The 19,588-nt window shown below is 65.2% G+C and carries 23 protein-coding genes; 9 read left to right on the forward strand and 14 right to left on the reverse strand.

Annotated elements, in window-relative coordinates; all coding sequences use genetic code 11:
• Positions 1-21: 21 nt before the first annotated feature.
• Complete coding sequence (leuD, locus tag NLM15_RS01955; protein ID WP_254115010.1) at positions 22-627, reverse strand: 3-isopropylmalate dehydratase small subunit; 606 nt, start codon at positions 625-627, stop codon at positions 22-24.
• A gap of 83 nt (positions 628-710) precedes the next feature.
• Positions 711-1,109, reverse strand: coding sequence for a metallopeptidase family protein (locus NLM15_RS01960; protein WP_254115012.1), 399 nt, complete (start codon positions 1,107-1,109; stop codon positions 711-713).
• Between the two features lie 156 nt (positions 1,110-1,265).
• On the opposite strand from NLM15_RS01960, the gene NLM15_RS01965 reads away from it, so the two are divergent.
• Positions 1,266-1,544, forward strand: coding sequence for a hypothetical protein (locus NLM15_RS01965; RefSeq protein ID WP_254124122.1), 279 nt, complete (start codon positions 1,266-1,268; stop codon positions 1,542-1,544).
• A gap of 29 nt (positions 1,545-1,573) precedes the next feature.
• Positions 1,574-1,834 (forward strand): hypothetical protein, encoded by a 261-nt coding sequence (locus tag NLM15_RS01970; RefSeq protein ID WP_254115013.1) that lies wholly within the window; start codon positions 1,574-1,576, stop codon positions 1,832-1,834.
• A gap of 4 nt (positions 1,835-1,838) precedes the next feature.
• Here NLM15_RS01970 and NLM15_RS01975 read toward each other — a convergent pair whose 3' ends face one another.
• Positions 1,839-2,138, reverse strand: coding sequence for a DUF1330 domain-containing protein (locus NLM15_RS01975; protein ID WP_254115015.1), 300 nt, complete (start codon positions 2,136-2,138; stop codon positions 1,839-1,841).
• A 178-nt stretch (positions 2,139-2,316) separates the two neighbouring features.
• Between NLM15_RS01975 and NLM15_RS01980 the strand changes: the two genes are divergently transcribed.
• Positions 2,317-2,883 carry a hypothetical protein gene (locus tag NLM15_RS01980; RefSeq protein WP_254115016.1) on the forward strand — a complete coding sequence of 189 codons (567 nt, stop codon included), beginning with the start codon at positions 2,317-2,319 and terminating at the stop codon, positions 2,881-2,883.
• A 48-nt stretch (positions 2,884-2,931) separates the two neighbouring features.
• On the opposite strand, the gene NLM15_RS01985 is transcribed toward NLM15_RS01980, so the two are convergent.
• From NLM15_RS01985 to ffh, 7 genes are all read right to left on the reverse strand, one after another.
• Complete coding sequence (locus NLM15_RS01985; protein ID WP_254115018.1) at positions 2,932-3,141, reverse strand: hypothetical protein; 210 nt, start codon at positions 3,139-3,141, stop codon at positions 2,932-2,934.
• A 94-nt stretch (positions 3,142-3,235) separates the two neighbouring features.
• Positions 3,236-4,642, reverse strand: a complete 1,407-nt coding sequence (leuC, locus tag NLM15_RS01990; RefSeq protein ID WP_254115020.1) for a 3-isopropylmalate dehydratase large subunit — start codon at positions 4,640-4,642, stop codon at positions 3,236-3,238.
• Between the two features lie 326 nt (positions 4,643-4,968).
• The gene (gene rplS, locus NLM15_RS01995; RefSeq protein WP_254115021.1) at positions 4,969-5,349 is read right to left on the reverse strand and encodes a 50S ribosomal protein L19; all 381 of its coding nucleotides are present in this window, start codon (positions 5,347-5,349) and stop codon (positions 4,969-4,971) included.
• A gap of 110 nt (positions 5,350-5,459) precedes the next feature.
• Positions 5,460-6,215 carry a tRNA (guanosine(37)-N1)-methyltransferase TrmD gene (gene trmD, locus NLM15_RS02000; protein ID WP_254115022.1) on the reverse strand — a complete coding sequence of 252 codons (756 nt, stop codon included), beginning with the start codon at positions 6,213-6,215 and terminating at the stop codon, positions 5,460-5,462.
• A 115-nt stretch (positions 6,216-6,330) separates the two neighbouring features.
• Entirely contained in the window at positions 6,331-6,891 is a 561-nt protein-coding gene (gene rimM, locus NLM15_RS02005) for a ribosome maturation factor RimM (protein WP_254115023.1), read from the reverse strand.
• Between the two features lie 9 nt (positions 6,892-6,900).
• Complete coding sequence (rpsP, locus tag NLM15_RS02010; protein WP_254115024.1) at positions 6,901-7,233, reverse strand: 30S ribosomal protein S16; 333 nt, start codon at positions 7,231-7,233, stop codon at positions 6,901-6,903.
• An 85-nt stretch (positions 7,234-7,318) separates the two neighbouring features.
• The gene (gene ffh / locus NLM15_RS02015) at positions 7,319-8,863 is read right to left on the reverse strand and encodes a signal recognition particle protein (protein WP_254115025.1); all 1,545 of its coding nucleotides are present in this window, start codon (positions 8,861-8,863) and stop codon (positions 7,319-7,321) included.
• 451 nt (positions 8,864-9,314) lie between these two features.
• Between ffh and NLM15_RS02020 the strand changes: the two genes are divergently transcribed.
• Positions 9,315-10,379: an MBL fold metallo-hydrolase gene (locus NLM15_RS02020; RefSeq protein WP_254115026.1), complete on the forward strand. Its 1,065-nt coding sequence runs from the start codon at positions 9,315-9,317 to the stop codon at positions 10,377-10,379.
• A gap of 51 nt (positions 10,380-10,430) precedes the next feature.
• On the opposite strand, the gene NLM15_RS02025 is transcribed toward NLM15_RS02020, so the two are convergent.
• Together NLM15_RS02025 and NLM15_RS02030 are read right to left on the reverse strand one after the other, a co-directional pair.
• Positions 10,431-11,141 carry an SIMPL domain-containing protein gene (locus tag NLM15_RS02025; protein ID WP_254115027.1) on the reverse strand — a complete coding sequence of 237 codons (711 nt, stop codon included), beginning with the start codon at positions 11,139-11,141 and terminating at the stop codon, positions 10,431-10,433.
• 5 nt (positions 11,142-11,146) lie between these two features.
• Positions 11,147-11,890, reverse strand: a complete 744-nt coding sequence (locus tag NLM15_RS02030) for a GyrI-like domain-containing protein (protein ID WP_254115028.1) — start codon at positions 11,888-11,890, stop codon at positions 11,147-11,149.
• 235 nt (positions 11,891-12,125) lie between these two features.
• Here NLM15_RS02030 and dapF point away from each other — a divergent pair, with 235 nt between their 5' ends.
• The 3 genes from dapF (at position 12,126) to NLM15_RS02045 (ending at position 15,614) form a co-directional block, all read left to right on the forward strand.
• On the forward strand, positions 12,126-13,001 hold the full coding sequence (gene dapF, locus NLM15_RS02035; RefSeq protein ID WP_254115029.1) for a diaminopimelate epimerase: 876 nt from the start codon (positions 12,126-12,128) through the stop codon (positions 12,999-13,001).
• Entirely contained in the window at positions 13,001-14,254 is a 1,254-nt protein-coding gene (gene mtaB / locus NLM15_RS02040; RefSeq protein WP_254115030.1) for a tRNA (N(6)-L-threonylcarbamoyladenosine(37)-C(2))-methylthiotransferase MtaB, read from the forward strand. Before dapF ends, mtaB begins: the two co-directional genes overlap by 1 nt.
• Positions 14,255-14,438: 184 nt before the next feature.
• On the forward strand, positions 14,439-15,614 hold the full coding sequence (locus NLM15_RS02045; RefSeq protein WP_254115031.1) for an IS481 family transposase: 1,176 nt from the start codon (positions 14,439-14,441) through the stop codon (positions 15,612-15,614).
• A 60-nt stretch (positions 15,615-15,674) separates the two neighbouring features.
• Here the strand turns inward: NLM15_RS02045 and NLM15_RS02050 are convergent, their stop codons facing one another.
• Both NLM15_RS02050 and NLM15_RS02055 read right to left on the reverse strand, forming a co-directional pair.
• Positions 15,675-16,784, reverse strand: coding sequence for a DUF2336 domain-containing protein (locus NLM15_RS02050; protein ID WP_254115032.1), 1,110 nt, complete (start codon positions 16,782-16,784; stop codon positions 15,675-15,677).
• A gap of 233 nt (positions 16,785-17,017) precedes the next feature.
• Complete coding sequence (locus NLM15_RS02055) at positions 17,018-17,719, reverse strand: RluA family pseudouridine synthase (RefSeq protein WP_254115033.1); 702 nt, start codon at positions 17,717-17,719, stop codon at positions 17,018-17,020.
• Between the two features lie 209 nt (positions 17,720-17,928).
• Here NLM15_RS02055 and ftsY point away from each other — a divergent pair, with 209 nt between their 5' ends.
• Together ftsY and NLM15_RS02065 are read left to right on the forward strand one after the other, a co-directional pair.
• A complete protein-coding gene (ftsY, locus tag NLM15_RS02060; protein WP_254115034.1) occupies positions 17,929-18,873 on the forward strand; it encodes a signal recognition particle-docking protein FtsY in 945 nt (314 codons plus the stop codon).
• A 2-nt stretch (positions 18,874-18,875) separates the two neighbouring features.
• Positions 18,876-19,478 (forward strand): septation protein A, encoded by a 603-nt coding sequence (locus NLM15_RS02065; RefSeq protein WP_254115035.1) that lies wholly within the window; start codon positions 18,876-18,878, stop codon positions 19,476-19,478.
• Positions 19,479-19,588 lie beyond the last annotated feature (110 nt).

Genomic DNA, 19,588 nt, shown 5'->3' on the forward strand with positions numbered 1-19,588 from the left:
GGCTCGAACCGGATATCGAGATCAGGCCCAGGCGCGTTCGTGCTTGAGCTTGTCTTCATAGGTGTCGATCGAGGACTTTTTCTCCATCGTGAGACCGATGTCGTCGAGGCCATTGATCAGGCAGTGCTTGCGGAACGGATCGATCTCGAACTTGACCTTGCCGCCGTCGGGGCCGCGGATCTCCTGGTTCGGCAGGTCGATCGTCAGCGTCGCGTTGGCACCGCGCTCGGCATCGTCGAACAGCTTGTCGAGGTCTTCCTGCGAGACGCGGATTGGAAGAATGCCGTTCTTGAAGCAGTTGTTGTAGAAGATGTCGCCGAACGAGGTCGAGATCACGCAGCGGATGCCGAAGTCGAGCAGCGCCCAGGGCGCGTGCTCGCGGCTCGAGCCGCAGCCGAAATTGTCGCCGGCGACCAGCACCTTCGAATTGCGATAGGCGGGCTGGTTGAGCACGAAATCCGGGTTCTCGCTGCCGTCGTCCTTGTAGCGCTGCTCGGAGAAGAGCCCCTTGCCAAGGCCGGTGCGCTTGATGGTCTTGAGGTACTGCTTCGGAATGATCATGTCGGTGTCGACATTGATGATCTTCAGCGGCGCCGCGACGCCTTCCAGCGTGGTGAACTTGTCCATGGTTGCGCTTTCCCGGGGGTGGTTCAGGGGAACCGATTATCTATCGCGATCGATGTCCGAATCCTAGGCCGAATTCGGCAGATCTAGTCTGCTTGAGCCTCAATCGCGGCCATATCGTCGTCCGAGAGGCCGAAATGGTGGCCGATCTCGTGGATCAGGACGTGGCGGACGATGTGGCCGAGGCTCTCGTCGTGTTCGGCCCAGTAATCCAGGATCGGCCGCCGGTAGAGCCAGACCATGTTGGGCAGCCGCGCCACGTCGCCAAAACTCTGCTGGGGCAGGCCGACGCCCTGGAACAGGCCGAGCAGGTCGAACTCGCTCTCGCATTTCATCTCGTCCAGGACTTCCTCGGTCGGGAAATCGTCGACGCGGATGATCACGCCCTCGCAGAGCTTCCGAAACTCCGCCGGCAGGCGCTCGAACAGGTCGTGGGCCGTCGCTTCCATTTCGGCCAGCGAGGGCGCTTTCAGTTCCGTCCACATAAGCACCTCTTAGCGCGGGTTCCCCGTTGATGCATCTGGCTTTATAAGCGCGTCGAGGTTGACGGGCGCCGCCAAAACGGGGAGCGTGGGGCCTCGAATGGGACGTTTCAGGTGGGCGGAAAAATGCGAGCGAAAACAGCGCTGACGCTACTGTGCATGGGGTTGTTTTCGCAGTTTTGTGTTGGCGCGGAAGCCCAGACCGCCGGCGCCGAAGTCCGGATGGCTCAGGCGGACGTGCCCGACGCCCCGCCGCCGCGCAAGCGGCCGCCGCCGCGGATCCGCGTCACGCCCTATTACAGCCCGGACGGCGTCTATCCGCGCTACGACCCGGGTCCCGACGCGGTCCGCGAATGCAACGCCACCTATGTGCAGGAATACAGGCCGAGCGGCACGGTGATCGTGCCGCATATGAGCTGCTACTGGCGGCGGGGCTGATCGACCCTCCTGGCGCAGCAGAGGTGATCATGACGAGATGGATCGGATTGGCCGTCGTCGTCGGGCTCGTTGCTGGCATGCAATGCGCGTCCGCGGCGCAGGGTACGGTGAAGCCGGAAGCCTCGGCGGGGACCGCGGTGTTCGATGCGCGGCGACACGGGCGCTCCTACGACATTGTGCGGTCCGCTGGGCGCCATGACCCGCGCTATTACGCGCGGCCTGTCTACTACCGGCCATATCCCTACGGCGTGCCTGCACCGTTCGTGTTCGGCTTCGGGCCGTTCTGGTGATCGGCTAGCCGCCGGGCGCAAATCCCCTGACCAGCAGCACAGTCGCTTGCGCGCCGGCCTTGCGATCGCGCGAGATGTCTTCGTAGTCGGGCGAATTCGAGAACGCGAGGAATGCGGCCTCGTCGGGAAACGACATCATGACGAGCTTGTCGAACGGCCATGCGCCTTCGAGCACGCGCGGCTGTTCGTCGGCGGCGAGCAGGCGTCCATCGTATTTTCTGAACACGTCGAAGAAGCGCGCCTGATAGCGGTCATAGGCCGCGCGATCCGTCATCTTCAATTGCGCAATCGCGTAGACAGTCATCTCTCAAATTCCTCTTGTCTCGCAGCCCGGATGGAGCGCGCCGCGACGGGAACGTCGTTCATTCATGAGGCGTTCACGTCGCCATCCCTAATTCTAATCTTGGGAGCGACCGCAAATGAACAGCGATGGCGTGAGACGCTGCGCCAAACTGACGTTGTCCAGATCCAGGGAGAAGTCCATGCTGAGGATATTCGGTCTCAGGGCAAGGCCGATGCGCTTGCTCGGGATCGCGGCCGCCACGACGTTGATGCTGGCGGCCGGGACCGCGCGTCGTGCTGAAGCGCTGAGCTTGATCAATCCGGCAACATCACCTGCGACCAAGGCCGCGACCGACGACCTAGTCACGCAGGTTCGCCATGGTGGCGGCGGGCACGGCGGTGGCGGACATGGCGGAGGTTTTCACGGCGGAGGTTTTCGCGGTGGTGGCTTCCATGGTGGCGGAGGACATTTCGGCGGTTTCCGCGGCGGTGGCTTTCGTGGCGGCCATATCGGTGGCTTCCGTGCTGCGCCGGCCTTCCACGGCGGCGGCTATCGCTATGGCGGATTTCACCGCTATGGCGGCTATCATCGCCACTGGGGCTATCGCCCGCATTATGGCTATCGTCATTTCCACCGGCGCTATTATTACGCCGGCTATTATCCCTACTACCACTATCCGCGCCGCTGCCGGGTGATCTGGACCTATTACGGTCCGCGCCGCATCTGCCGGTGGCATCGCTGGCATTATCCGTACCGCTATTGGTAAGTGCGATCGACATGAAAAGGGCGCCTCGACGGCGCCCTTTGTTTTTGGCTAGAGCCAATCCTTCAGCTTCCATGACGTCGACTTCCACCGCGTCAAATTCTCGAGCTTCCACTGCTTGAACATCGCCGGCGGCCAGCGGCTGAGCCTCGAGGCCTCCTCGACCTCGGGCCTGGCGACGGCGCGCAGCGGCGTCGCGCGCCGTCGGTGCTGGCGCGTCGCATCGCCGATCAGGTCGACATATTCAGGCTTGTTGGCCATGAGAAGCGTCCTCGCGAAACCGTCGCGAGGACGCAGTGTCGGTGCTGGCGATTAACGGCCGTTTGCCGCTTTCGCTCAAATTGCGGGGAACGGCTTACCGCCACTCCCTGACATCGACGAAGTGGCCCGCGATCGCGGCTGCTGCCGCCATTGCCGGCGACACCAGATGCGTGCGGCCCTTGAAGCCCTGGCGTCCCTCGAAGTTGCGGTTCGAGGTCGAGGCGCAGCGCTCTTCCGGCTTCAGCTTGTCCGGGTTCATCGCGAGGCACATCGAGCAACCGGGCTCACGCCATTCGAAGCCGGCCTTGATGAAGATCTTGTCCAGACCTTCGGCTTCCGCCTGCTCCTTCACGATGCCGGAGCCCGGCACGACCATGGCGTTGACATGCCCCGAGACGTGCTTGCCTTCGGCAATCTTCGCCGCGGCGCGCAGGTCCTCGATGCGGCCGTTGGTGCAGGAGCCGATGAAGATGCGATCGACCTTGATGTCGGTGATCTTCGTGCCCGCCGTCAGGCCCATGTATTTCAGCGCACGATGCTTGGACAGGCGCTTGGCCTCGTCCGCGATCTTGTCGGGATCGGGCACGAAGCCGGTCACCGAGATCACGTCCTCAGGGCTCGTGCCCCAGGTCACGATCGGCGGCAGCTTGGCGGCGTCGAGGCGCAGCTCGTTGTCGAAATGCGCGCCCTCGTCGGAGCGCAGCTTCTCCCAGTAGCGCATCGCCGCATCCCAGTCCGCGCCCTTCGGCGCCTTCGGGCGGCCGCGCAGGAAGTCGTAGGCCTTCTGGTCGGGCGCAACGAGGCCGGCGCGGGCGCCGCCTTCGATCGACATGTTGCAGACCGTCATGCGGCCTTCCATGCTGAGCGCGCTGATCGCGTCGCCGGCGTATTCCAGCACGTAGCCGGTGCCGCCCGCGGTGCCGATCTCGCCGATGATGGCCAGGATGATGTCCTTGCCCGTCACGCCTTCCGGCAATTTGCCGTCGACGGTGACGCGCATGTTCTTCGCCTTCTTCTGGATCAGCGTCTGCGTCGCCAGAACGTGCTCGACCTCGGACGTGCCGATGCCGTGCGCAAGCGCGCCGAACGCGCCATGCGTCGAGGTGTGGCTGTCACCGCAGACGATGGTGGTGCCGGGCAGCGTAAAACCCTGCTCGGGGCCGATGACGTGGACGACGCCCTGGCGCTTGTCGAACTCGTCATAATATTCGATGCCGAATTCCTTGGCGTTCTCGGCCAGCGCCTTGATCTGCTCGATGCTCTCCGGATCCGGATTCGGCTTGGTGCGATCGGTGGTCGGCACGTTGTGGTCGACGACGGCGAGCGTCTTCTCCGGCGCATGGACCTTGCGGCCGGTGGCGCGCAGGCCTTCGAACGCCTGCGGCGAGGTCACCTCGTGCACCAGATGGCGATCGATGTAGAGCAGGCAGGTGCCGTCCTCGGCTTCGTGCACCAGATGATCGTTCCAGATCTTGTCGTACAATGTGGTCGGCTTGGACATGAGCGTCAGCTCCGAAGGAATGTTGTGTAAGCGGATGTGCGCGGGTGGCGCGCGGGCAACAAAATCGTCAGCGCAGCTTTTAGGCTGCGCGCGTAAGCTCTGACGTTGCCGAGGTCGCGAAGCGTCCGAAGAACCGGCCGGGCAGCCGCGAGCGATCGTCGATGACGATGCGCTTGACGGACGAGGGGCTGGTCAGATCTGGAAACATTCCAAGAATATATAGCAGGCCGATTTGGAAGCGCGAGAGGTTTGACGCGCACGGCTGACGCAACAAAAAAGCGCGGGGTTTGGCCCCGCGCTCTCTGAAACTTGCCTGGTGGCGGAGATTACTCGCCGACGGCAGTCGCGCGGTCCTGCTTCTCGACGATGCGGGCCGACTTGCCGCGAAGGTTGCGGAGGTAATAGAGCTTGGCGCGACGCACCTTGCCGCGGCGCACCACCTTGATCGAGTCGATCATCGGCGACATCACCGGGAACACGCGCTCGACGCCCTCGCCGTAGGAGATCTTGCGGACGGTGAAGCTCTCGTTGAGGCCACCGCCGGAACGGCCGATGCAGACGCCTTCATAGGCCTGCACGCGGGTGCGGTCGCCTTCGACGACCTTCACGTTGACGATCACGGTGTCGCCGGGACCGAATTCCGGGATGGTCTTGCCGGCGGAGAGCTTGTCGAATTGCTCTTGCTCGAGCTGCTTGATCAGGTTCATGGGTAAATCTCCATCGGCGCGCCCAGCCGTGAGAACCGGGGGCTGCGCGAAATTCGTTGATCCAGCTATTGCGGATGTGGGCGCTCCTATAAGGCAAGCCGGAGCGTTTGTCACCCGTCTGTCTTGTTTTTTGGCGTTTTTTGGCGTCCGGCGCGATTCGGGGCCTTGGCCGGGATTTGGGCCCATAAATCGGGCCGCCGGGCCGCCGTCAGGGCCTCGGATTGCGCCCGCCGCCAGCTCGCAACCTTGGCGTGGTCGCCTGAGGTCAGGGTTTCCGGGATTGGAGCCCCCTCGAACAGCTGCGGGCGGGTGTATTGGGGGTATTCGAGCAGGCCTTCGGAGAAGCTTTCCTCGGTTCCCGAGGCTTCCTTGCCCATCACACCAGGCAGCAGCCGGACGCAGGCGTCGATCAGGGCCAAGGCGGCGATTTCGCCCCCGGAGAGGACGTAATCGCCGATCGAGACCTCCTCCAGGCCCCGCCCGTCGATCACCCGCTGGTCCACCCCCTCGAACCGCCCGCAGACGATCAGGGGACCTGGACCCTTGGCGAGCTCCGTCACCCGGGCCTGGGTCAATGGCCGACCCCGCGGGCTCATCAGCAGGCGCGGCCGGTCCGGGCCGATCTCCGCCGCGTCGATCGCGGCGGCCAGAACGTCCGCCCGCAGCACCATGCCCGGCCCGCCGCCGGCCGGGGTGTCGTCGACGCTCCGATGCCGGTCGGTGGCCGAGGCCCGGATGTCCCGCGCCTCAACCGCCCAGAGCCCGGCGGCCAGCGCGCGGCCGGCCAGGCTCACGCCGAGCGGTCCCGGAAACATCTCCGGAAACAGCGTCAGCACGGTCGCGCGCCAGGGTGAGGGGTTGGTCATCGGATCTCAGTTCTCGTCGTCCCGGACAAGCGCAGCGCAATCCGGGACCCATAATTACGGCAGCCAGTTTTGCGATGGCTGGAGCGATCAGCTTAGCCAAAACCACGGCCTGTGGTTACGGGTCCCCGCGTTCGCGGGGACGACTCGCGGAGGGATCGTCACCCTCGTCCCGATCGCCTTCGACCTCGAGCGGCAGCGCGATCACGACGCGGCCGCCGGCAAGATCGACCTCCGGCACCACCGCATTCGAGAACGGCAGCAGCATCGTCGGGCCCTTGAGGGGCGCGATCTCGATGATGTCGCCGGCGCCGAAATTATGGATCGCGAGCACGCGGCCGAGCGGCTCGCCGTCAGTGGTGACGGCGGCGAGGCCGATCAGGTCGGTGTGGTAATATTCGTCCGCATCGGTCGCGGGCAGCTTGTCGCGCGCGACGTAGAGTTCGATGCCGTTGAGGCGCTCGGCCTCATCGCGGGTCGTGACGCCCTTGAACGTCGCGACCAGATGATCCCTGGCCTCACGCGCCGTTGCGACCTCGAACTGGCGCTTGCCGTCCTTGGCGAGCAGCGGGCCGTAGCGTTTGATGGCAAAGGGATCTTCGGTAAAGGTCCACAGTTTGACCGCACCGCGCACACCATGCGCGGCGCCGATCCGCGCGACGCAGACCAGCGCCGACATGTCCTGGCCTTAGCCCTTCGCGGCGGCTTCGGCCTGCGCCTTGCGCTCCTTGCGCGGCACGGCCTTCTGCGGATTGTTGCGGGCTTCACGCTTCTTGACGCCGGCGGCGTCGAGGAAACGCGACACGCGGTCGGACGGCTGCGCGCCCTTGGCGACCCAAGCCTTCACCTTGTCCATGTCGAGCTTGAGGCGGGCCTCGTTGTCCTTCGGCAGCAGCGGGTTGAAATAACCGAGACGCTCGATGAAACGGCCATCGCGCGGGAAGCGCGAGTCGGCGACGACGACGTGATAGACGGGGCGCTTCTTGGTGCCTGCGCGAGCGAGGCGGATAACGACGGACATTTAGTTCTCCTTCAAAGTACGTTTTGTTCGGTTGATCGGTATTTTCGCGTCACGCGGGACATTTGCGACCCGTGCGACGAATTCCTCATTTCTTCTTGCCTGGGAAACCGCCGAGGCCCGGCAGCATCGGCTTGCCGCTCAGCCCGGTCAGTCCTGGAACGTTCGGCAGACCCTGGCGCAGCCCGGCCGGCAAATCCTTCGGCAGATTCGGCAGGCCACCGCCGCCGCTCTGCATCTTTTCCTGCAACGCCTTCATCTCTTCCGGCGAAGGCGGCTTCATGCCGCCGCCAAAGCCCATCGCCTGTGCGATGCCGGCGAGCGGACCACGCTTGCCCGAGCCCATGGCCTTCATCACGTCGGCCATGTTCCGGTGCATCTTGAGCAGCTTGTTGACCTGCTCGACGCTCTGGCCACTGCCCGCGGCGATGCGCTTCTTGCGGCTGGCCTTGAGCAGGTCGGGATGACGGCGCTCGTCGCGCGTCATGGAATCGATCACCGCAACCTGGCGCTTCAGGATCTTGTCGTCGATGCCGGCGGCCGCGATCTGGTTCTTCATCTTGGCGATACCGGGCATCATGCCCATCAGGCCGCTGATGCCGCCCATGTTGGCCATCTGCAGCAGCTGCTCGCGCATGTCGTTGAGGTCGAACTGACCCTTGCGCATGCGCTCGGCGGTGCGCGCGGCCTTTTCGGCGTCGATATTGGCGGCGGCACGTTCGACCAGCGAGACCACGTCGCCCATGCCGAGGATGCGGCCGGCGATACGGTCGGGATGGAAATCTTCCAGCGCATCGGTCTTTTCACCGGTGCCGATCAGCTTGATCGGCTTGCCGGTGACCGCGCGCATCGACAGCGCCGCGCCGCCGCGGCCGTCGCCGTCCACGCGGGTCAGCACGATGCCGGTGAGGCCGACGCGCTGATCGAAGGCGCGGGCGAGGTTGACGGCGTCCTGGCCGGTGAGGCTGTCCGCGACCAGCAGCACTTCATGCGGGTTCGCGGCGGCTTTGATCGCAGCCGCTTCCGCCATCATCTCTTCGTCGAGCGTGGTGCGGCCGGCGGTGTCGAGCAGCACGATGTCGTAGCCGCCGAGCTTGCCGGCCTCCAGCGCGCGCTTCGCGATCTGCGGCGGCTGCTGGCCCGCCACGATCGGCAGGGTCGGAATGTCGAGGTCGCGGCCGAGCACGGCCAGCTGCTCCATCGCCGCCGGACGATAGACGTCGAGCGAGGCCATCAGCACCTTGCGCTTGTCGCGCTGGACCAGGCGGCGGGCGAGCTTTGCGGTGGTGGTCGTCTTACCCGAGCCTTGCAGACCGACCATCATGATCGGCACCGGCGGCACGGAATTGACGTCGAGGGCCTGGCTCTCGGCGCCGAGCGTGTTGATCAGCTCGTCATGGACGATCTTGACCACCATCTGGCCGGGCGTGACCGACTTGACGACGGTGGCGCCGATCGCCTGCTCGCGGACGCGCTCGGTGAAGCTGCGCACCACTTCGAGCGCGACGTCGGCCTCCAGCAGCGCGCGGCGCACCTCGCGCATCGCGGCATCGACGTCCTTTTCGGTCAGCGCACCGCGCCCCGTCAGACGATCGAGAATGCCACCAAGCCGTTCCGACAGATTGTCGAACAATGCCGTTGTCCTGTTGCTGTCCCCGGGTGAGGGGCGCGCCGCTACTCTCCGCTGTCATGCCCCGGCTTGACCGGGGCATCCAGTACGCCGCGGCGTCCCGGTTCTAGCCGAGCCGCCTCTGGAATACTGGATCCCCCGCTTTCGCGGGGGATGACCACTTACCTGGGTAAGCGATCTTCCAAACACCTTCACGCCCGAGGGCGCACAGCGCTGTCGGGCGTTGACCTCTGGCCTCCAGGGCCAGTCGGCGGGTCGAAAAGAAAGCCTTTCCGAGAAAGTGGCGGGGTTAAACGCCGCTCCCGCCCAAAAGTCAAGGAAAGTTAGGGTGCTGCGGCCTCTTTGCCAGGGCAAGGTCCTGAAAATATGGCTCTTTTGGTCGCGGGTTCCTTTTCCGCCGGCCCCGCCCATATGAGAGGCTGATGTCTGACCGCCTCGATCATCCCTGAAGCCCGTGCCGATCACCCGACGCCGCCTTTTCGGACTGCTTGCCGGAACCGGTGCGCTGGTCGGTCTTCCGTCCCTTTGGATCTCCCGCATGAAGAACTACGACGGCCCCGTCTCCGATCATTTCGACGGCCTGCACTTCTTTGATCCGAACGGCGCGCCGCCGAGATCGCTCGGCGAAGTGTTCCGCTGGCAATTCGGCGGCGGACGGAAACGCGAGACCTGGCCGGATTGGGTCCCCAACCCCCAAGCCGACACGCCGCCGCCCCGTGTCGACGGCGACAAGGTGCGGCTCTCCTTCGTCGGCCACGCCAGCTGGTTGATCCAGACCGGCGGCCTCAACATCCTCGTCGATCCCGTCTGGTCGATGCGGGTCTCGCCGGTGGGATGGGCCGGACCGAAGCGCCACAACGATCCCGGCATCGCGTTCGACAAATTGCCGAAGATCGACGTCGTGCTGGTTTCGCACGGCCACTACGATCATCTGGACATCGTGACGCTGTCGCGGGTCGCCAAGAATTTCGCACCGCGTGTGGTAACCCCGCTCGGCAACGACGTGACGATGCGTAGCGCCGATTCCGCCATCAAGGTGGAAGCGTTCGACTGGCACGACCGCGTCGAGCTCGGCGGCGGCATCGCCGTGACACTGGTGCCGACCCGGCACTGGACCGCGCGCGGCATGTTCGATCGTAACAAGGCGCTGTGGGCAAGCTTCGTGCTGGAGACGCCGGCCGGCAAACTCTACGTCGTCTGCGATTCCGGCTATGGCGATGGCGGGCATTTCCGCCGCGTCGCCGAGAAGCACGGGCCGCTCCGCCTGGCGATCCTCCCGATCGGCGCCTACGAGCCGCGCTGGTTCATGCGCGACCAGCACATGAACCCGGAAGATGCAGTGAAGGCCCTATGCGATTGCGGCGCGCAGCAAGCGCTCGGGCATCATCACGGCACGTTCCAGCTGACCGACGAGGCGATCGACGCGCCGGCCAAGGCGTTGGTCGAGGCGCTCGATGCGGCGCAGATTCCGCAGGAGCGGTTCGTGGCGATGAAGCCGGGGCAGGTGGTGGAGATTTAGCCCCGCTGTCGTCCCGGACAAGCGAAGCGAAGGCAGTGTGCCTGTTCCGGCCTATTGCTCCTTGGCCTTGATCGCCCAGCTCACATTCACCGTCACCGACAGTGTCTCCTCGCCCGGCGCGACCGCAGCGGGCGCGGCCATCGGCGCCGTCGCCATCCGCGACTTGAACAGCGGCACCGGAGCGCCGCCCTCGGACACGCTGAGCGGGGCGCCCAGCGTCACGCCGGTGGCCTTGGCATAGATCTCCGCCTTGCGGCGGGCATCGGCGACCGCCTGCTCGCGGGCGTCGTCGAGCAGTTTTGAGGCCTGCGTCACCTCGAAGGAGATATTGCCGATGTCGTTGGCGCCGGCGCCGACCAGCGTGTCGATGATGCCGGCGACCTTGGTCACGTCGCGAATCTTCACGGTGACGCGGTTGGAGGCACGGAAGCCGACCACGGGCGAGGCGCCGGTGGATTTGTTCTGGCCGTATTGCGGCTGAAGCGACAGACGCGAGGTCTGATAGTCCTTCTCGGCGATGCCGGCGCCCTTCAGCGCCAGCAGCACCTTGCCCATCGCGGCGTTGTTGGCGTCGGACGCTTCCTTCGCCGTCTTGGCATCGTTGGCGACGCCGGCGTCAATGTGCGCCAGATCCGGCGCCGCGGACGTCGTGGCTTCGCCGCTCACGGTGATGGCGGCGGGAAAATCATCGGCGCGTGCGGGCGTTGCCAGCAACGTGGCGGCGACAACGGCGGCAAGGGTAACAGCGGCAGGCTTTTTCATCGGTCTCACTTCAGCGGCACGAACACGTTGATCACGAGCTTGTCCTCTGCCGTCTTCAGGGGATCGGTGAGGTATTCCTCGACGAAGGTGTCCTTGGCTTCCAGCTTCTTGTCGTCGAGGTGATTGGTGATCGCCTCGTAGGTATTGTCCATGTTGTCGTAGGAGCCGCGATGGACGAATTTCAGCGCCTTGCCTTCCGGCGATTTGCCGACGCTCATGTCCTTGGGCAGGTTCTTCGGGTCCTGCTCGACCGGAATCTCGGCGAGGAAGGTGAAGCCCGTGTCGTCGGTCGAGGTGTAGACGATCATCGAATTGCCGGCGTGCTTGATGCCCTGCTTGTCCAGCAGCGTGTTCAGCGCCTTGAAGGCGTCGATCAGCGTGTCGAAGGCCGAATCCCAATTGGCAGTTCCCTTGACCATCACGACCTTCTTCGGCTCGAGCGTGGTCTCAAGGCCGAAGGGATCGGCGGTCTGCACCGGGGCAGGCGTCGCGGCCGCAGCGGGCGGCGGGGCGGCAGGACCGGGTGACGGCGAAGCGCTGGCCGCAGGCGATGGCGCCGGAGAAGGCGTTGCCGCGGGCGCAGGCGCGGCACTTGCGGCCGGGGCGGGCGAAGCCGACGGTGCCGGCGAGGGGCTGGCCGATGCGGCGGGCGCCGGGCTCGCGGTCTGCGCCAGGGCGCCGGGCACGCCAAACGACATGGTCGCTGCCGGGATCAGCGCGAACAGAGCAAGACGGCAAAAACGATACATTCTATTCTCCCCAAGAGCTTATCCGCCAAGGCCTTACACCCCCAAAGGCCTTAGGCCCCCCAAAGCCTTAAGCCGGCCGCGCGTCCCGGATTGCGCCAACCGCGCCGTTCTAACACGCGAGTGCCGAATTCGTCCCATGACAGATGCGTCATGGCAGTGTCCTGGCCATGGCGGCAAATCACTGGCCAAGGCGGCAAGGATCGCCATATAAGGCAGGCGAAATTCGGGAATTTTCATGAGCGCGCTGGCCAACCACGCATTTGCCAAGATGAACGGCATCGGCAACGAGATCGTCGTTGTCGACATGCGCGATTCCACGGCAAAGGTGACGCCGGACGACGCCCGCGCGGTGGCGTCGGCGCAAGGCGGTGTGCCCTACGACCAGCTCATGGTGCTCCAGAAGCCGCGGTTCGACGGCACCGAAGCCTTCATCAGCATCTACAACAATGACGGCTCCGAGGCCGGCGCCTGCGGCAACGGCATGCGCTGCGTGGTGCGCCGCATCTTCGAGAAGAGCGGCCAGACCACGGCGACGTTCGAGACCGCTGCCGGCCTGCTCAACGCCTGGCAGGGGCCGGCGCCCGATCTCTACACCGTCGACATGGGCGCGCCGAAATTCGGCTGGCAGGACATTCCGCTGGCGGAAGAGTTTCGCGACACCCGCTACATCGAATTGCAGATCGGGCCGATCGACAATCCGATCCTGCATTCGCCGTCGGTCGTGAGCATGGGCAATCCGCACGCGATCTTCTGGGTCAATGACGTCAACGCCTACGATCTGGAGCGTTTCGGTCCGCTGCTGGAAAATCACCCGATCTTCCCCGAGCGCGCCAACATCACGCTGGCCCAGATCGTCGATCGCGAGCACATCACGATGCGCACTTGGGAGCGCGGCGCCGGCTTAACTCGGGCCTGCGGTTCGGCGGCCTGCGCGACCGCGGTTGCGGCTGCGCGTCTGAAGCGCACCGAGCGCAATGTCGAGATGACGCTCCCGGGCGGCAAGCTCGGCATCGAATGGCGCGAGCGCGACGACCACGTGCTGATGACAGGCACCGCGACCTTTGAATACGAAGGCAAGTTCGATCCGGCGCTGTTCGCGCCGGTCGGCTGATGGCCGTCGACATCGTCACCTTCGGCTGCCGCCTCAATGCCTTTGAGGCGGAAGTCATCCGCCGCGAGGCCGAGGGCGCGGGGCTTTCCGACACCATCGTCATCAACAGCTGCGCCGTTACCAACGAGGCGGTGGCGCAGGCGCGTCAGTCGATCCGCAAATTGAAGCGCGAGCGGCCCGGTGCGCGCATCGTCGTCACCGGCTGCGCGGCGCAGACCCAAAGCCGGATGTTCGCCGAGATGGCCGAGGTCGACCGCGTCGTCGGCAATGACGACAAGATGCGCGGCGAAGCCTGGCGCGAGGCGCGTGCCGCTTTCGATCTCGGTGCGAACGAAAAAATCGCCGTCAGCGACATCATGTCGGTGAAGGAGATGGCCCCGCATCTGATCGACGGTTTCGCGAGCGGCCTGCCGCGCGTGTTCGTGCAGGTGCAGAACGGCTGCGACCATCGCTGCACCTTCTGCATCATCCCCTTCGGCCGCGGCAATTCGCGCTCGGTGCCGATGGGCGCGGTTGTCGATCAGGTGCGGGCGCTTGTCGCGCGCGGCCATGCCGAGATCGTGTTGACCGGCGTCGATCTCACCAGCTACGGCGCCGATCTGCCCGGCGCGCCGAAACTCGGCCTGCTGACGAAGCAGATCCTGCGGCATGTGCCGGAGCTGAAGCGCCTGCGCATCTCCTCGATCGATTCGATCGAGGCCGACAACGATCTGCTCGACGCCATCGCCGACGATGCGCGGCTGATGCCGCATCTGCATCTGTCGCTGCAATCCGGCGACGACATGATCCTGAAGCGCATGAAGCGGCGGCATTCGCGACAGGATGCGATCGCGTTCTGCGACCGGGTGCGCCGCCTGCGCCCGGACATCGCCTTCGGCGCCGACATCATCGCGGGGTTCCCGACCGAGACCGAGGAGATGTTTTCGCGTTCGCTGGATCTGGTCGAGGAGTGCGGTCTGACGTTCCTGCACGTCTTCCCCTATTCCCCGCGCCCCGGCACGCCGGCCGCGCGGATGCCGCAGGTTGCGGGGCCAGCGATCAAGGCGCGTGCGAAGCGGCTGCGTGCGGCGGGCGAGGTCGCGTTGCGGCAGCGGCTGCAAGCCGAAGTGGGTGCGACGCGCGATGTGCTGATCGAGAGCGAAGGGCAGGGGCGTACGGAGCATTATCTGCCGGTTGCGATTGCGGGTGAGCGTGTGGGAAGTGTTGTGACGCTCGTGATTGGCGGCAGCGATGGCGAACGTCTCACCATATAACAGGTGTCGTCGCCCGGCTTGACCGGGCGACCCAGTACGCCGCGGCTTCTCCGTACCCCACCATTGTCTCTGGAATACTGGATCACCCGCTTTCTGTTTAGCCCGGACAGATCACTGACGGGTGTTCGGAGACATAGCTGACACATCAACATTGGCTGGATTGGTCCGATTCGGGAGGCCGTCCATGCCTTGGAATGAGGTGTCAGTAATGGATCAGCGCCACGAGTTTGTGCGGCTTGCTTTGCAAGAGGGAGCCAATCGGCGCGAGCTCTGCCGCCGGTTCAACATCAGTCCTGATGTTGGCTACAAGTGGCTGGCGCGCTGGCAGGCCGGTGATCGGGAGCTGGCCGACCGCTCGCGGCGCCCGCACGCGATGCCCAGGCGGAGTGAGCCCGCGGTCGAGACGCAGGTTCTGGCTGTGCGCGACAAGCATCCGGCCTGGGGAGCGCGGAAGATCGCCCATTGCCTGAAGCGGGGCGGGCAGACGGTGCCTGTGCCGTCAACGGTGCACCAGATCCTGTGCCGGAACGGCCGGGTCAGCCCCAGCGAGAATGCACCGCCAAATCCGGGGCACCGCTTCGAGAAGGAAGCTCCCAACCTGCTGTGGCAGATGGACTTCAAGGGGCACCTGCCGCTCGCCAACGGAACGCGCTGCCATCCGCTCACAATCGTCGACGATCACTCGCGCTATGTTCTGTGCCTGAAGGCCTGTGCCGACGAGCAGCGTCTGACCGTGCAGGATCACCTGACGGCGACGTTCCGCTGCTATGGCCTGCCGGAGGCCTTCTACACCGACAACGGCTCACCCTGGGGCGACACGTCCGGCATTCGTTGGACCGGACTGAAGGTGTGGCTGCTCAAGCTTGGCGTCAGGGTGGTCCATGCCAGGCCGTGCCATCCACAGGCCCGCGGCAAGAACGAACGCTTCCATCGCACCCTGAAGGCCGAGGTCTTTGCCATGCGCCGCTTCCGCACCCTCCCGGAAGTCCAGCGTGCCTTCGATGCCTGGCGGCCGGTCTACAATCTGGAGCGGCCCCACGAGGGCCTGGATATGCACGTCCCTGCCGATCGCTTCCGGCCAAGTGCCCGTGCCATGCCGGCCCGCGTTCCGAACGTCGCGTATGACAGCGGCGAGATCGTGCGCAGGGTCTCATCGACAAGACCCTACATCTCCTTCAAGGGGCGCTTCTGGAAAGTTCCCCAGGCTTTCGCACGCGAACGTCTCGCCATCCGACCGCTGGATCGTGACGGCCACTACGGAATCTTCTTCGCCAGCTGGCAGGTCGCATCCATCGACTTGACCAACGCCCAACCTGTCAGTGATGTGTCCGAACAGGTGTCAGCTATGTCTCCGGACTAAACATTTCGCGGGTGATGACACCATCCGTGTGGTAGGCAGTGTGCCTAAATGCGCGCGTCGCTACGACGCCCTTACTTGCCAGAACCGCAGCGTCCGCCGCGCATTCTCCGGCGTCATCCTTGCGTAATGTCCCTGCGCCCTCGCGATGTCCGCCGGCTTCATCGCACCGGTGGCGAAACGGCTTTCGAGCACGGCGACGGTGGTTTCCCAGCTGAGCTGCGCCGCTTTGCACGGCACCAGCAGGCCGTCCTCGCGCAGGCTCTGCATCAGCGGGCGAATCACTTCGACGGTCGATCCGGACAGCGCCGCCAGGGCAGCCACGGCTTCCTCGTAGCGCCGCTGCGTGGCGAAGCCGAGCAGCGTTGCTTCGGTCAGCTGGCCCGCGGCCTTGAGGTTTGCAATCGCCCGCTTGGCGCCTTCGAAGTCGCGGACGCCCGACATCTCGCGCTCGACGCCGACGGTGACGGCGGCGATGGCGGTCTGGATTTCCTCGAACAGATGCGGCGGCGCGCGCGACAGCAGGCGGGTCCGCACGGCATCCGTGGCCGAGCGCAGCAACTGGCGGCGCAAGTCGGACGGCAGGTCGACGCGGACGCCGACGCTCACGGCGAGCTCGGGATCGGCCTCGGCCTGTCCGACGATGACGGCAAACCCCTTGCCGGAAACGCGCGCGCCGGGATTGGCGGCAAGCCGCCGGCTGACGCTGGGATAGCGGCGCGCCAGCAAGGCATCGGTGACGATCTCCTTCAGCCACCAGCGCCCGGCGACCGCGAGCAGATGCGGCTCGCCCTTGCTGGAGGCGATCTTCACCAGCTCACCGTCGTCGAGCCGCGCGGATTCCTGCAGCACGGGACCGGCGATGCGGATCTCGTCATTGTTGGCGAGGCGGCGCATCACGGAGGGCGGCGCCTGCGCGACCGGCGCAAGCTGCGCGCTGATCTCGGCCAGCGCGACGCGTGCACCCATGTCGGCGATGGCGCGCAGCTCGATGGTGCCGATCAGGCGCTCGAGCACGTCGTCGAACAGCGCGATCTGCTCGTCGTCAAAACTGCCGGCGGAGGAGAGGAACAGGTCGGTGACGCGGCGGGCCGTTTCCAGGCCCTTTTCCGCCGAGCCGAGCCGAATCGCGGATTCGACTTCGTCGATGATCGATAGCCCGGCCGTGGACATGACGCGTAGCTCGTCCTGAGCAGATTGACGGAAGCTTGTTCTAAGCAACCGCTATCATTAGAGACGAGCCCTGAACGTTTCGTAAACCATGGCGCGGTAGCCGGGCACTGTTCCTCATCCTGAGGAGCCCGCGCAGCGGGCGTCTCGAAGGATGGCCGCGGGCGAGATGCGGCAGCGGGGCCTCTATGGTTCGAGACGGCGCTTCGCGCTCCTCACCATGAGGGTTTCGAAGGCTACTCTCCATTCCATCCGCAGGCGCGGAGCTTCTCGTGCATGTGGGGCGGCGCCGGCGCGACCACGCGGACCGGCTCCTTGTTCCGGGAGATCGGCACCACGATCTCGCGGGAATGCAGGTGCAGCTTCGGCTCGCCGAAGCGCGGGCCGTTGCCGTAAATGTTATCGCCGAAGATCGGCCAGCCGGTCGCGGACGAATGCACCCGCAATTGATGGGTTCGACCGGTTACCGGTTCCATGGCGAGCCAGGTGAAGCCGTCGCCCCGGCCCATCACCTTCCAGTTGGTGATCGCCTTCTGCCCTTCCGGATCGGGCTTCTGCCACCAGCCGCGCTCGGCGTTGAGCCGGCCGAGCGGCATGTCGATGGTGCCTTCGTTTTCGGCAGGGCCGCCCTCGACCACGGTCCAGTAGGTCTTGCCGATCTTGCCGTGCTTGAAGAGGAGGCCGAGCGAGGCCGTCGCCTTGCGGTGGCGGCCGAGCACGAGGCAGCCGGAGGTGTCCTTGTCCAGCCGGTGGGCCAGCACCGGCGGTCGCGGCAGGCCGAAGCGTAGCGCGTCGAACGATGTTTCGAGATTAGCCCCGCCCTTGGGGCCGCGATGCACCGGCAGGCCGGCCGGCTTGTCGATGACCAGCATAAGCCCGTCGCGATGGAGCACGCGCGCCAGGATCTCATCAGCGGTCAATTCGGGAACATCGAGCAATTGCAAGACTTTCGTTTGGGAGCCGGAACGGCTAACACACCAGTGCGGTGGATTTGGCATTCGCTCAGCGCTCGCCGCGAAACGTGAAGCGAATGCCAAATCCAGGGCCGCACTGGCAACAATATTTTCTCGTGCCGCTCTTCGATTTGAAGTTCCTAACCGAACTTGCGGCAAGAGAGTAGGAACTTCAAATCGGCGGCACGAGCACCATGAACGATACCTCCGAGACCCCCAAGCTGAGCTGGTGGCGCCGCCTGTCCAACGGGCTGAAGCGCACCTCGTCCTCGCTCGGGACCGCGGTCGCCGACCTCGTCACCAAGCGCAAGCTCGACCGCGCCATGCTCGATGACATCGAGGACGTGCTGCTGCGCGCCGACCTCGGCACCCAGGTCGCGGTTCGCATTGCGGACGCCGTCGGCACAGGTCGCTACGACAAGGCGATCTCCGCGGACGAGGTCAAGGACGTCGTCGCGACCGAGGTCGAGAAGGTGCTGTCGCCGGTGGCGAAGCCCCTCGTGATCGATACGGCGAAGAAGCCGTTCGTCATCCTCGTGGTCGGCGTCAACGGCTCCGGCAAGACCACGACCATCGGAAAGCTCTCGCAAAAATTCGCCTCCGAGGGCCGCAAGGTGATGCTCGCCGCCGGCGACACGTTTCGCGCCGCAGCCATCGAGCAGCTGAAGGTCTGGGGCGAACGCACGAAGACGCCGGTCGTCGCCGGGGCGCAGGGCTCGGATTCGGCGAGCCTCGCCTTCAACGCGCTGACCGCGGCAAAGGAACAGGGTGTCGACGTCCTGCTGATCGACACCGCCGGCCGCCTCCAGAACAAGGCCGAGCTGATGAACGAGCTCGAAAAGGTCGTGCGCGTGATCCGCAAGGTGGATGACACTGCGCCGCATGCGGTGCTGCTTGTGCTTGATGCGACCGTCGGCCAAAACGCTTTGTCGCAGGTCGAGGCCTTCCATCGCACCGCCGGGGTCACCGGCCTCGTGATGACGAAGCTCGACGGCACCGCGCGCGGCGGCATCCTGGTGGCGCTCGCGGAGAAATTCAAACTGCCGGTGCATTTCATCGGCGTCGGCGAAGGCGTCGACGATCTCGCGCCGTTCACCGCGCGCGATTTCGCCCGCGCGATCGCCGGAATCGAAAGCTGAGAATGGACAAGACCCAGCCGCATCCGCTGTTCAAGCTTGCGACCGAGCTCGGTCCGCTGCTCGTCTTCTTCTTCGTGAATGCGAAGTTCAATCTGTTCGCCGCTACCGGCGCCTTCATGGTCGCGATCGTCGCGGCGATGATCGCGTCCTATGTGGTGACGCGCCATATTCCGATCATGGCGATCGTGACAGGCGTGATCGTGCTGGTGTTCGGCACGCTGACGCTGGTGCTGCACGACGAGACCTTCATCAAGGTCAAGCCGACCATCATCTACGGCCTGTTTGCCGCGATCCTCGGCGGCGGCCTGTTGTTCGGCCGCTCCTTCATCGCCGTGATGTTCGACCAGATGTTCAACCTGACCCCGCAGGGCTGGCGCATCCTCACGCTGCGCTGGGCGCTGTTCTTCGCCGGCATGGCCATCCTGAACGAGATCGTCTGGCGCACCCAGAGCACCGACTTCTGGGTGAACTTCAAGGTGTTCGGCGTGACCCCGCTGACCATGGTCTTCGCCATCGCCCAGATGCCGCTGACCAAGCGCTACCACCTCGAGCCGGTGTCGCTCGAAGCGAGCGAGGCCGAAGCGGGGGATGTGCGGAAGGGCTAGCGAAGCGTTCGCCCCACATACCGCTGTCATGCCCCGGCTCGACCGGGCATCCAGTACGCCGCGGCCTCTCCGTAAACGATTGACGTCTCTGGAATACTGGATCGCCCGAT

The sequence above is a fragment of the Bradyrhizobium sp. CCGB20 genome, from assembly GCF_024199855.1.
Lineage (GTDB): Bacteria > Pseudomonadota > Alphaproteobacteria > Rhizobiales > Xanthobacteraceae > Bradyrhizobium.

Excerpts from the sequence above, each read along its gene's own strand:
- NLM15_RS01965 (WP_254124122.1), top strand. The coding sequence starts at position 1,266 with ATGGGGTTGTTTTCGCAGTTTTGTGTTGGCGCGGAAGCCCAGACCGCC.
- ftsY (WP_254115034.1), top strand. The coding sequence starts at position 17,929 with ATGAACGATACCTCCGAGACCCCCAAGCTGAGCTGGTGGCGCCGCCTG.
- NLM15_RS02025 (WP_254115027.1), bottom strand. The coding sequence starts at position 11,141 with ATGAAAAAGCCTGCCGCTGTTACCCTTGCCGCCGTTGTCGCCGCCACG.
- rpsP (WP_254115024.1), bottom strand. The coding sequence starts at position 7,233 with ATGTCCGTCGTTATCCGCCTCGCTCGCGCAGGCACCAAGAAGCGCCCC.
- rplS (WP_254115021.1), bottom strand. The coding sequence starts at position 5,349 with ATGAACCTGATCAAGCAGCTCGAGCAAGAGCAATTCGACAAGCTCTCC.
- leuD (WP_254115010.1), bottom strand. The coding sequence starts at position 627 with ATGGACAAGTTCACCACGCTGGAAGGCGTCGCGGCGCCGCTGAAGATC.
- leuC (WP_254115020.1), bottom strand. The coding sequence starts at position 4,642 with ATGTCCAAGCCGACCACATTGTACGACAAGATCTGGAACGATCATCTG.
- NLM15_RS02065 (WP_254115035.1), top strand. The coding sequence starts at position 18,876 with ATGGACAAGACCCAGCCGCATCCGCTGTTCAAGCTTGCGACCGAGCTC.
- NLM15_RS01960 (WP_254115012.1), bottom strand. The coding sequence starts at position 1,109 with ATGTGGACGGAACTGAAAGCGCCCTCGCTGGCCGAAATGGAAGCGACG.
- rimM (WP_254115023.1), bottom strand. The coding sequence starts at position 6,891 with ATGTCGGCGCTGGTCTGCGTCGCGCGGATCGGCGCCGCGCATGGTGTG.
- NLM15_RS01970 (WP_254115013.1), top strand. The coding sequence starts at position 1,574 with ATGACGAGATGGATCGGATTGGCCGTCGTCGTCGGGCTCGTTGCTGGC.
- NLM15_RS02030 (WP_254115028.1), bottom strand. The coding sequence starts at position 11,890 with ATGTATCGTTTTTGCCGTCTTGCTCTGTTCGCGCTGATCCCGGCAGCG.
- NLM15_RS02050 (WP_254115032.1), bottom strand. The coding sequence starts at position 16,784 with ATGTCCACGGCCGGGCTATCGATCATCGACGAAGTCGAATCCGCGATT.
- NLM15_RS01975 (WP_254115015.1), bottom strand. The coding sequence starts at position 2,138 with ATGACTGTCTACGCGATTGCGCAATTGAAGATGACGGATCGCGCGGCC.
- NLM15_RS01980 (WP_254115016.1), top strand. The coding sequence starts at position 2,317 with ATGCTGAGGATATTCGGTCTCAGGGCAAGGCCGATGCGCTTGCTCGGG.
- NLM15_RS01985 (WP_254115018.1), bottom strand. The coding sequence starts at position 3,141 with ATGGCCAACAAGCCTGAATATGTCGACCTGATCGGCGATGCGACGCGC.
- NLM15_RS02045 (WP_254115031.1), top strand. The coding sequence starts at position 14,439 with ATGCCTTGGAATGAGGTGTCAGTAATGGATCAGCGCCACGAGTTTGTG.
- dapF (WP_254115029.1), top strand. The coding sequence starts at position 12,126 with ATGAGCGCGCTGGCCAACCACGCATTTGCCAAGATGAACGGCATCGGC.
- trmD (WP_254115022.1), bottom strand. The coding sequence starts at position 6,215 with ATGACCAACCCCTCACCCTGGCGCGCGACCGTGCTGACGCTGTTTCCG.
- mtaB (WP_254115030.1), top strand. The coding sequence starts at position 13,001 with ATGGCCGTCGACATCGTCACCTTCGGCTGCCGCCTCAATGCCTTTGAG.